We start from the raw sequence: 10229 nt of genomic DNA, 5'->3' as shown, positions 1-10229 counted from the left end.
CGCCTCCCCGGCGGGCGGGAAGCTCCGCTTGATCGGCCACGCCCCGGGCGCCGGCCCGGCCGGCTGCGCGGGGGCGGGTGCCGGCGCGGGGGCCGCCGCCGGCTGCACCTGAGCCACCGGCTGCGGCGCCGCCTGCGCCGCCTGCGCCACCTCCGGCATCACCACCGGCGGTGCGACCGCCGGCATGACCGCCGGGGCGACCGCCGGGGCGACCGCCGCCGCCATCCCCCCGACCACTCCACCGGTCATCCCGCCGGCTGCGGCCCTGCGCTCCAGCTTGTCCAACCGCGCCTGCAGCGACAGCTCGTCGCTGTACGCGCCCGGCAGCATCACCCGGGCACAGATCAGCTCCAGCTGCAGCCGGGGCGCCGCGTTGCCGCGCATCTCCGTCAGCCCGGTGTTGACGAGGTCCGCCGCCCGGCTCAGCTCGGCCGCCCCGAAGGCGTCCGCCTGCGCCTGCATCACCGCGACCCGGTCCGCCGGGGCGTCGATCAGCCCCTTCTCCCCCGCGTCCGGCACTGTGGCGAGGATCACCAGGTCGCGCAGCCGCTCCAGCAGGTCCGTCACGAACCGCCGCGGATCGTGCCCGCCCTCGACCACCCGGTCGATCACCTGGAACACCGTCGCCCCGTCGTGCGCGGCGAACGCGTCCACCACCTCGTCCAGCAGCGCCGAGTCCGTGTACCCGAGCAGCGCGGTGGCCATCTGGTACGTGACGCCGCCCTCGCTCGCGCCGGCCAGCAGCTGGTCCATCACCGACATCGAGTCACGCACCGACCCGGCCCCCGCGCGCACCACCAACGGGAACACCGAGTCCTCGACCTGGATCCCCTCCCGGCCGCACACCTCCGCCAGGTAGTCGCGCAGCGTGCCGGGCGGCACCAGCCGGAACGGGTAGTGGTGCGTCCGGGACCGGATCGTCCCGATCACCTTCTCCGGCTCCGTGGTCGCGAAGATGAACTTGAGGTGCTCCGGCGGCTCCTCCACCACCTTCAGCAGCGCGTTGAAGCCGGCCGAGGTCACCATGTGCGCCTCGTCCAGGATGAAGATCTTGTACCGGCTGTGCACCGGCGCGAAGAACGCCCGCTCCCGTAGCTCGCGCGCGTCGTCCACACCACCGTGCGAGGCCGCGTCGATCTCGATCACGTCGATCGACCCGGGCCCGCCCGTGGCGAGGTCCCGGCACGACTGGCACTCGCCGCACGGCGTCGGCGTCGGCCCCTGCTCGCAGTTCAGACAGCGGGCCAGGATGCGCGCGCTCGTCGTCTTGCCGCAGCCGCGCGGGCCGCTGAAGAGGTAGGCGTGGTTGACCCTGTTGTTGCGCAGGGCCTGCTGGAGCGGAGCGGTCACGTGCTCCTGCCCGATGACCTCCGCGAAGGTCTCGGGGCGGTAGCGGCGGTACAGGGCTAGGGACACACCCCCGACGATATCGGGACGGACCGACAAACGCGGCCTCCCCCGGCCCGGCCCCGGAAACGCAAAGACCCCTCGCGCACCCGCCAGAGCCCTCCTACCCTTGCTGCCTTCCGGCCCTGGGGGGGTTCAGAGAGATGACGCCACACGAGGGGCTGCCCCCCACAGTACCGGATCCCGGCCCCACCCCTCCACCACCACCCCCACCCCCGCATCCCCAGGCCACCCCCTCCCCCGACCTGCGACATACGTGGTCGCGACCACCCCAAAACATGTACTAAGCTCTCCCTCGGAGGATTCGCCTAGAGGCCTAGGGCGCACGCTTGGAAAGCGTGTTGGGGGCAACCCCTCACGAGTTCGAATCTCGTATCCTCCGCCTTTGCCTAGCAAGGCAGTTGAAGGCCCCGACCGGGTTCCTGGTCGGGGCCTTCTTCGTGTCGTGGTTGCAGTTTTGGTTGCAGTTGCCGCCGCACACGGACCGATACGGTTGCCCAGTGGCTCCGCACTACCTACCAGCCGACCGCGCGCTCCTCGACCTCCCGCGGTACTCGGAGGCCGATCGCCCAGCACACCTGTTGCCGGCGGACGATCTACCCGCCCTCGGCCTGCGCATCCCACACGCGCGCCAACCCAGCGCGTGGCTGACCAGCCCAGGTGTTCACGGCTGCACGTACCGACCCGCCTATGCCCTGGCCGGTCTCGAACCGGCCGAGTCACAGCATGGCGAACGCCACGTCGATCGAGACGACGAGATGGCGCGGACGATGACGGCCCTCGACATCAAGGAGATGGTCGCCCGCGGCAAATTCCGCGCAGGCCTGGCGGAGAACCGTGCACTCAACGGGCGCCTCATCCGGGCGAAGGGAAGGCCCTACCAAACTGGCCATCCGCTGGTACTGACCGTTCGCGCCACCCCGTGCTGCGGCCGACTCTCTGAGATCGCGGTGTGCTCCCTGTTCGACCTGGTCAACGAGCACTTCCTCATCCGCACAGAACCCGGCAGGTCCTGTCCAGCCCACCACCATCCAGCCGACGCCCAGCCGCTTCCGCAGGTCCTCCCGCAGCTTGCCCGGCTCGCGACCAAGACAGTGGAGGGCGAGTACATCATCGTCTGGGGCCAGTACCCAGTGCTCGCTCTAGAAGCCGAGCTCGCACTCACGTCAACCGGGTCCAAGAAGCGACGCAGGGAACACTGGCTGGGAACACAGTGGATCGACCTACAGATGACTGAGGCGATCTGGCGTTGCGGCGACAGCACCGACGGCCTCGCAATGTTCACCCCCGGTACCGACGCGGCGGACGACGCCCAGGTCCTGGTCCGGATCGTCCACCAGATCAGCGACTCCCATGCCTTCATCTCGCGCGGTCGCGACTGGCTCCCGGAGCCTGCGCCGGAGGTCTGCCCCTCCGCGAGAGCATTGCACTTCACCTTGCCCGCGGAATTGGGCGCTGGCAGTTCAACCGAGGCGGCCGAGCCGTGGTCGCTGACCTTCCCGACTCATCTGTTGGAAGGGCCCACCGATACCGCTCGGCTGGGTAGCGCCCGCCGGGAGCAACCTCAGCTCCGCCAGTGGCTGCTCAACAACCGCACGGCTGCCCCATGCGCACTGTGTGGGGAGACCTATCCAGCGGCCTACCTCCGCGCCGCGCATATCAAACGCCGGGCCGAGGCAAGCGAGGACGAACGGCGCGATCTCGCCATCGGAATGCTGGCCTGCACGTTCGGCTGCGACCAGATGTTCGAGCTCGGCGACATCTTCGTTGACTCCGAGGGCGTCATCCGAAGCCGCCTCACAGACGAGGGAAGTACTGTTGCCGCCGCAGCCGGACGCCTCGTGGGCCGGCGATGCCCAGCGGCCATCCCGGAGAGAGCGGAGTACTTCCGCCACCACCGACAGGCTCACGGCCACGACGAATAGGCACGCCCGCGCCCGCAGGCTCTCTGGCCGAACGATCGCATTCCCACCCGCTGGGGACCGATCCTCTGGCAGGGTGCTGTCCATGGCCGTGTCCGAGAAGACCCGGAAGATCATCTGGGGTGAAGCAGGCGGCAGGTGCGCGATCTGCCGGGTGCAGGTGGTGACGCCCGGAACTGACTGGGACGACCCCTCGGTCTTCGGCGAGGAGGCCCATATAGTCGCCCGCTCGAAGGGGGGACCGAGAGCTGGTGCTCTCGACGACGCGTCCATCGACAACCATACGAACCTGGTCCTGCTGTGCAGCAAGCATCACAAGCAGGTAGATGACCAACCAGGTCACTTCACGGTGGATCTCCTGCGCGAGATCAAGGCCGAGCACGCCGCATGGACGCGCTCGCTCGGCGAGGCCACGCCAGGCCAGCTGAGGCTGGTGCCCGACCCGGCATTCCCTCAGCCCCGGAGGCTGAAGCTGATCACACGCGGAAACCCGCTGTGGAACATGATCAAGCCGAGCATGGCCTCCGAGTACGCGCTGCCAGACCGTCTCCCCGAAGAGGATGAAGACCTCATCTTGGAGTTCCTGGGCCTGGTCCAGGACTACTGCGACATTGCATCCGATCTGACCGGCGTGCGTGAGAACCGCGACGCCGAGAAGGCATTGCAGAGCTACCTGGGCAAGCTCGCCGAGCGCAGCTTTCTGGTGGGCGCCTTCGTGCGCCACATGCTCCTGACCGATGGCTCAGGTCAGAATGGCACGCCCTGGCCCATGCTCCGCGTCGAGGTCCTGCCAGCTTCGCACGCCACGATCACCGACGAGCGCGGCAGGCACCATCCCGATAAACAGCTGAGTGCGGGAGTACCTGACGAGGAACAGAGCGTATGACTGAGCGGACGATCTACCTCGACCCCGATCGACGCGCCCCCAGTTCTCGGAGAATCAATGTCCGGGCCCACCGTTGGTACGCCCTGGTCGAACTAGACCGAGATGGGTACGTCGATACCTTGACCCGGCGGGGAGACTCCCGAGATCTTCCTACCGCCTACACAGAGGCCGTCACTCGGGCGCAACACATGTCTTTCGACCGCATCCGGTTCGACGGGTATCGGGGCCCGCTCTCGTTCGGCGCCGGGCCAAGCTGGGTCGGTCTGCCTGTTCCCTTTGCCCACATCGGGGAGGCAACGGAAGCGCTGTGCAGTGCTGAGCTCAACCATGACTACAGCGGACTTCACGTCCTCGCTGATCGACTGGCACTTCCCATCGAGGACTGGCTTGCGCCTGGCGAACGGGAGCTGGTCCGCGGCGTTGACTTTTCCGTACCACCTGGCATCTTTCTGCGCTTCCTGCGAGGCAGGGCCAAGCGGCACGGAGTACGCCTCAATGGCCGAGCGACCGCGGGCAGTGTCTGGGTTCGCCCAACGCTGCCTGCGGTCGAGAAGCTAAAGCGGGAACTATTTCCCGAGCAGCACCCCGGCTGGGTGGACCAATGGACCGGGTACATCGAGCAGGACGGCGCGCCGGTCCGGCCTTGGGTGGGCGGCGGAGATCGGAATCTCAGTTACGGCGCCGTTCCTGTCCAATTTCGCAGCGTGGAGGCCCCCAGCGGCGGCAAGTGTCCCTGCGGCATGAGCCTGCAGGGCGACTGGGACGGCAGCAAGAAGCACACCTCTCACCATGGGGCATGGGCGTTCGGCGTCCGGGCACCCAGGAACCTGGATTGGTGGGCCGACTTGGCCGTCGTAACAACGGAATCGCCGATCGCTTGGCGGAAGCTGGCCCACCAGGTGGGGCGGATGCCGCAGAAGGAGAACCACTACGACTTCAACTCGTGGTCCGACCTTGCTGAGCCCAAGAAGACCCCGGACAACGTACGAGCGTACCTACTGAAGGCCAACGAGCACGTCATCGGCTACCTGGCCGCCCGCGACACCAGCCAGCACATCCGCTGGGATCTGATTGACGGATCAGAGTACGGCAACGAGGACGACACTCTGCGCCCGCTCATCGACCTGATCTGGGTGGCGAACTCCTATCGTCGACAGGGCGTTGGCGCCAAGCTCGTACGAGTCCTTGCCGACGACTTCGGGTGCCAGGTCACCAACGTGTCCTGGTCGCACCCAGTCAGCGCCGCCGGCCGACGCCTCGCGCGCCGAATTTCACCAGGTGGAATCTGGGTCGGTTGAGGTCATTCCCGCCTGTCCAACATCCGCCGCGGCACCGGCTGCCAGGTCTGCTCCGCACAAATCACGGCGGGGCCCGCTGTGGAACGACGCACCAGAAGAAGGACGACCCTTGAGCAGGATCGACCCAATAGCCAGGGCGCAGCAGATGCGGGACGCGGGCACCGAGCCGCAGACTCCCTATCCCGGAGCTGACAAGCGGTGGCCCGGAATCTGCCACAGGGCCGGCCACATCACGCTGTCGTCCTACACGAGCGTGATCACCAGGAAGCAGGGTCCGTGTTTCATCTGCGGGCAGATCGCGAGCTCACGGGCGGCGGCGGCCAAGCGCCGCGTGAAGCCGGAAACCGCGGTAGCGAACATTCGCAAGGCGGACGTCGAGCCGCTGGGACCATTCCCCGGCACACAGGAGAAGTGGCGGTGCCGGTGCAACCGTTGCGGTGGGGAGATCGACGTCTGGTACAGCAGCGTCGTCTACAACGGCAACTGCGCTTGCACCCACTGCTCGGGTACCGCGCCCCTCGCCCCTGCCGCTGCACGCGCCGAGATGCTGGCCTTCGGCCTCGAACCGCTCATCCCATATCCGAGCGCGAACGAGAAATGGCGTAGCCGCTGCCTCACCTGCCGGTTGATCGTCGACCCGTCGCTCACGAATGCACGGAAGACCAAGAGCAAGTGCCGCTACTGCGCGAAGCGAGCCACCGACCCCGAAACGGCGCGGAAGATCATGGAAGCCGCCGGACTGGAACCGATCGCCCCTTTCCCCGGGGGCGTCAAGGCACCGTGGCGGGCGAGGCACATCACCTGCGGCAAGGAAGTCAGCCCGACTCTGGACAAGGTGATCCAGAAGCGCCGCGCGCCTTGCATCCATTGCGCCCAGCACGGCTTCCAGCCTGGCAGGCCGGGATACGTGTACGTCGTCGTGAATCCCGCCCTGGCCGCAGCGAAGATCGGGATCTGCAATGAAGGGACCGATCGCTTGCGATCCCACGAACGCAATGGATGGCTCCTCGTGGAACAGGTGCTCTTGGACGGTCACCTCGCCGCCAAAGCCGAAGACCTTGTACTTGAGCGCTGGACACAGCTGGACCTGCCGTACGGGGCAACTAGCGACGACATGCCGCAAGGCGGATGGACGGAGACCGTCGCTCTGGTGGACCGCACCATCAGCGACGTGCTGAACGATTACAAGTGGGCTGTCGAGACTTGCTGTTGAGCTTCGCATCCGGCTGGCCGGGAGTCTCGCGACTACCGGTCAGCCGACACACCGTTTAACGGGTGCCGTCAGGAGGTACGGCGATGGCCTGGATGGTCTGCTCGGGCCCGTCTCGTCCGGCCAGTCGAAATCCAGCATCCGGCTCCCCGACGTTGCAGCCCGAGATCACAGCCCGCTCCGTCTCATAGACCCTTCTGACGCCCTCGTACTCCCAGAACTGCTCGCCACCGAGGCAAACGCTGTGGCCCCGGACCGCCGAGCTGATGGTCCGGGGACGCAGTTCAAGTCTCCACCGAAGGCCAGAGCGAGTTCTACCAGTCGGAACTGTCACCGTACTTACCAGGGTTTTGGGCTCGATCGACAGCCTGCTTCAGCGCCTCCACGAAGGCCGCTGCGACCGCGGCCTTATCCGTGCCCCGGACCTGGGCCTCGACAAGCTGTTCAGGGCCGGGCCGGCGGGCCGTTCGCCAGGACGCGGACCGATCAGTGTAGAGGTCTGGCTCGAAGTCCCATGCAGCGACCGACCACTGCTCGGGCACGGCCAGATCTACCCGCTCACCTCCAGGGCGGAGCACAGCGTAAGCGTGGAAGATGACCTTCGGGTCGGCACAGCGGTCCCGGACCGCCCGGTGTCCGCCCGGCCCCTCGTTGTCCCACTTCGCCTGATCCCAGGCCTCGACCTCCGCTGAGCGGCCGGGACGCTCGGCGTTCCACCGATCGACCAGGGCCAGGGCGTGCTCTTGGTCCCAGAATGGCACGAGCTGCCGACCAAAGTTAGCGACGAAGACCATCGGCTGGTCCGAGACCGGATCGGCGCTCGGCTGCGCCGAAGAGGGCTCGGCCTGGGCCGGGCCAGCATCGGTCGTCTCGCTGTTGCCCGTCGGACCGCCCGCAGGCCAGAGCAAGCCGCCGATCTTGTCGGCAGTCTGCCGGAGCACAGGACTGGTCATGTGCTGGTAGCGCCGTCGCATCCGGGCGGACTTGCCGGGCTCCCAGCCCATGATGGCGTCGACCACGGCGTCGGGGACGCCGAGGATCAGCAGTACGGTGGCGGCGGTGTGCCGGGCGTCGTGGAGGCGGGCGTCGCGGACCTCGGCTGCCTTCAGCAGGTCCTTCCACCGGTGGTAGTCGGTGTTGGGGTTGAGCGGTTCGCCGACCTCCGAGGTGAAGACGTACCCCTTCTCCACCCACAGGTCGCGGGCGCGCAGGCGCTCGCGGTCCTGCGTCTCCTTATGCTGGGCCAGGAGCTTCATCAGCTCCTGGGGCACGCCGATGGGTCGCTTGCCGGCCTTCGACTTGGTGGACTTGGTCTCCCGCCGCGTGTTGATCTTTGTCGGGCAGTAACCGGGCTTGCGCCCGCAGCGGTCGCCGCAGCCGTGCTTGTAGCGGGGCCGCAGTCGTCCACGCCGCACCAGGATGACGCCGGCCTCGAAGTCGACGTCCTCCCACTGCAGTCCGAGCACCTCGCCCTGGCGGAGACCCAGCGCGAGGGCGATGACCCAGCGGGCGGTGTTGCGGACCTTGGCCGCTTCGAGCAGGAGCCGCTGGACCTCCTCGACCGAGTACGGCTCGACCTCCGTCTCGTCCAGCACCGGGGCCTTGGCGATCGTCGCCGGGTTCTCGGTGATGGCCTTGCGGCGGACCGCCTCGTTCAGCGCCACGCGGACCGTGCGGTGGACCTGGTGAGCGGTCCCCGCCGAGCTGCCGGCCTTCTGCATCTTCGCGTAGAGGCGTTCGAGGTGCTCAGGCTCGAGCTTCTCCAGGCGGTGGGCGCCGAGGCCCGGTATGAGGTGGTGGTAGACGGCGACGCGGTAGCCGTCGATGGTGTTCTCGCCCACGGTGAGGGCGGCGATGTTCTCGACCCAGTGGACGAGCCAGCTCTCGACGGTCCAGCGCTGGCCGGCCTTGGGCACCTTGCCCTTGTCACGCTTGGCCTCCAGGTCGCGGACGGCCTTGGTGATCTCCGGACGGGTCTTGCGGGTGACGTGTCGGCGGTCGGGGGTGCCGTTGTCCTTCACACCGACGGTGACGTAGCCGTGCCACCGTCCGTCCTTGGCCTGATAGATGGTCGAATCGCCGTTGGGCTTGCGGGTCTTGGCCATGAAGTCCGCCTCAGGCCACAAGCGCGACGGTGGCGCCGACACGGTCGGCGATGTAGTCGCTGAGCGCCTGGGCAGGGATGCGGCGCAAGCGGCCGATCATCACGGACGGCACTTCGCCCGAGGACACGAGGCCGTACATCGTGGTGCGGCCGACACCGAGGCGGCGCGCGGCCTCCTCAACGGTGAGGGCAACCAGGGTCGGGTCCGGAGCCGTGTCGCAGCTCGCGACGAGGGTGAGCAGGTTCTGCTCGGTCAGGCCGAGTGCGTCCGAGAGGCGGGCAAGGGAGAGGGCAGGCTGAGGCATGGGACTCCTCTTCGGCCGCACAGGGCTGGCACCCGGAGCGGCCTGATCGTGTGATGGGTGGTCATGGCTGCGGGATGTCCTCGCTCTGGCGCGCTAACACCAGGAGCGAGACGCGGACGGGTCTGGCGGGCCGTCACGCGTGCCGCGTGCTCAGGGAGTCGGGTCGGGCAGGAAGCTACTTCGGGGCTACTCCTCGCGGAACCCCTTCAAGGGGCGGTTGTACACGCTCTCCGGGTCCTGGAGTTCCTCGTCCGTGGGAGGCCGGACGCCGGGCGCGTCGGAAGGCGCCTCGGAGACGTGCACCCACTCGTCCTCGGTCTCGACGAAGTCGATGTAGGAGAGGCTCGGCGGCAGGGTCGGCGGGGTGATGCCCTTGGCGCGCATCTCCGCCCTGAAGTCCTGGAGCGCGAGCGATGCGTCGCTGATCATCTCGTCAGACATGGCGACCCACTTGGCGTTGGCCTCGCGAGTCGCCATGTCACGGCTCATGGCCGCGCCGCGGCGGTACTCCGCCACTCGGCCGATCGCCTTCTGGAGGCCGTAGAGCATCTGGTGGTGCTGGCGGATCTCGTCGAACCGCTTCTCCGTGTCGCTGGTGGGCTCGTAGTCGAGCGGCAGTTCTCCGCAGATCCACTGGAGTGCTTCGCCGGTGGAGTACATCCGGCCGGGGAGGATCTCGATCTCTCCGGTCTCGCCCACGGGAACCAGGAGAGCAACCGGGGGGACGTCGAGGACCTGTGCGAGGACCAGGACCTCGGCCACGTCGATGCCGGAGCGCCGACCGTTCTCCAGGTTGGCGATGATGCTCCGCGCGATCGGGTAGCCCAGCTTCGCGCAGGCCGCGGCGACATCCTGTGCGCTCATCCCCCGTTCCTCACGGAACCGCCGGACCGCCTCGGCGACACGACCGGTCACGCCGGCCTGCCAGTCCTTGGGGTTCGTCATGGGCACAAGGTAGCGACTCAGCACAGAGTGCGTCAAGGAGCAACACGCATGCTGTGTGATGGCAACACAATCACTGCCTTGACATGACGCAAGTGGTGTGTGTTTACTCTGCGGACGTTGATGGACGCGAGCCAGCACGACGTCAGTGCGCG

General features: G+C 67.7%; 8 protein-coding genes, 1 tRNA gene and 1 other RNA gene. 5 read left to right on the top strand and 5 right to left on the bottom strand.

The window, feature by feature from the left end; translation table 11 throughout:
• Positions 1 to 1416: DNA polymerase III subunit gamma and tau (locus ACFXAM_RS19465; RefSeq protein ID WP_380292779.1), on the bottom strand; the 1416-nt coding region annotated here is incomplete at its 3' end.
• A gap of 63 nt (positions 1417 to 1479) precedes the next feature.
• Positions 1480 to 1570: signal recognition particle sRNA small type (gene ffs / locus ACFXAM_RS19460), an RNA gene on the bottom strand.
• Between the two features lie 134 nt (positions 1571 to 1704).
• On the opposite strand from ffs, the gene ACFXAM_RS19455 reads away from it, so the two are divergent.
• The 5 genes from ACFXAM_RS19455 (at position 1705) to ACFXAM_RS19435 (ending at position 6726) form a co-directional block, all read left to right on the top strand.
• A tRNA-Ser gene (locus ACFXAM_RS19455) sits at positions 1705 to 1789 on the top strand.
• A 118-nt stretch (positions 1790 to 1907) separates the two neighbouring features.
• Entirely contained in the window at positions 1908 to 3332 is a 1425-nt protein-coding gene (locus ACFXAM_RS19450) for a hypothetical protein (RefSeq protein ID WP_380292777.1), read from the top strand.
• A gap of 82 nt (positions 3333 to 3414) precedes the next feature.
• Positions 3415 to 4215 (top strand): HNH endonuclease, encoded by an 801-nt coding sequence (locus ACFXAM_RS19445; RefSeq protein ID WP_380292775.1) that lies wholly within the window; start codon positions 3415 to 3417, stop codon positions 4213 to 4215.
• 188 nt (positions 4216 to 4403) lie between these two features.
• A complete protein-coding gene (locus ACFXAM_RS19440; protein WP_380292773.1) occupies positions 4404 to 5513 on the top strand; it encodes a GNAT family N-acetyltransferase in 1110 nt (369 codons plus the stop codon).
• A 109-nt stretch (positions 5514 to 5622) separates the two neighbouring features.
• Entirely contained in the window at positions 5623 to 6726 is a 1104-nt protein-coding gene (locus ACFXAM_RS19435) for a hypothetical protein (protein ID WP_380292771.1), read from the top strand.
• Between the two features lie 311 nt (positions 6727 to 7037).
• Here the strand turns inward: ACFXAM_RS19435 and ACFXAM_RS19430 are convergent, their stop codons facing one another.
• The 3 genes from ACFXAM_RS19430 to ACFXAM_RS19420 form a co-directional block, all read right to left on the bottom strand.
• The gene (locus ACFXAM_RS19430) at positions 7038 to 8828 is read right to left on the bottom strand and encodes a tyrosine-type recombinase/integrase (protein WP_380292770.1); all 1791 of its coding nucleotides are present in this window, start codon (positions 8826 to 8828) and stop codon (positions 7038 to 7040) included.
• A 10-nt stretch (positions 8829 to 8838) separates the two neighbouring features.
• Positions 8839 to 9132 carry a helix-turn-helix domain-containing protein gene (locus ACFXAM_RS19425; RefSeq protein WP_380292768.1) on the bottom strand — a complete coding sequence of 98 codons (294 nt, stop codon included), beginning with the start codon at positions 9130 to 9132 and terminating at the stop codon, positions 8839 to 8841.
• Positions 9133 to 9318: 186 nt separating this feature from the next.
• Entirely contained in the window at positions 9319 to 10077 is a 759-nt protein-coding gene (locus ACFXAM_RS19420) for a helix-turn-helix domain-containing protein (RefSeq protein ID WP_380292766.1), read from the bottom strand.
• Between the last annotated feature and the right edge of the window lie 152 nt (positions 10078 to 10229).

Source organism: Kitasatospora sp. NPDC059462, from assembly GCF_042749955.1.
GTDB lineage: Bacteria > Actinomycetota > Actinomycetes > Streptomycetales > Streptomycetaceae > Kitasatospora.
Note: the sequence above shows the minus strand (reverse complement) of the source record. Positions and strands in the feature narration are given on the sequence as shown.

What these genes read in the sequence shown, in the direction of transcription:
- ACFXAM_RS19420 (WP_380292766.1), bottom strand. Translation starts at nt 10,077, where the DNA reads ATGACGAACCCCAAGGACTGGCAGGCCGGCGTGACCGGTCGTGTCGCC.
- ACFXAM_RS19440 (WP_380292773.1), top strand. Translation starts at nt 4,404, where the DNA reads ATGTCTTTCGACCGCATCCGGTTCGACGGGTATCGGGGCCCGCTCTCG.
- ACFXAM_RS19425 (WP_380292768.1), bottom strand. Translation starts at nt 9,132, where the DNA reads ATGCCTCAGCCTGCCCTCTCCCTTGCCCGCCTCTCGGACGCACTCGGC.
- ACFXAM_RS19430 (WP_380292770.1), bottom strand. Translation starts at nt 8,828, where the DNA reads ATGGCCAAGACCCGCAAGCCCAACGGCGATTCGACCATCTATCAGGCC.
- ACFXAM_RS19445 (WP_380292775.1), top strand. Translation starts at nt 3,415, where the DNA reads ATGGCCGTGTCCGAGAAGACCCGGAAGATCATCTGGGGTGAAGCAGGC.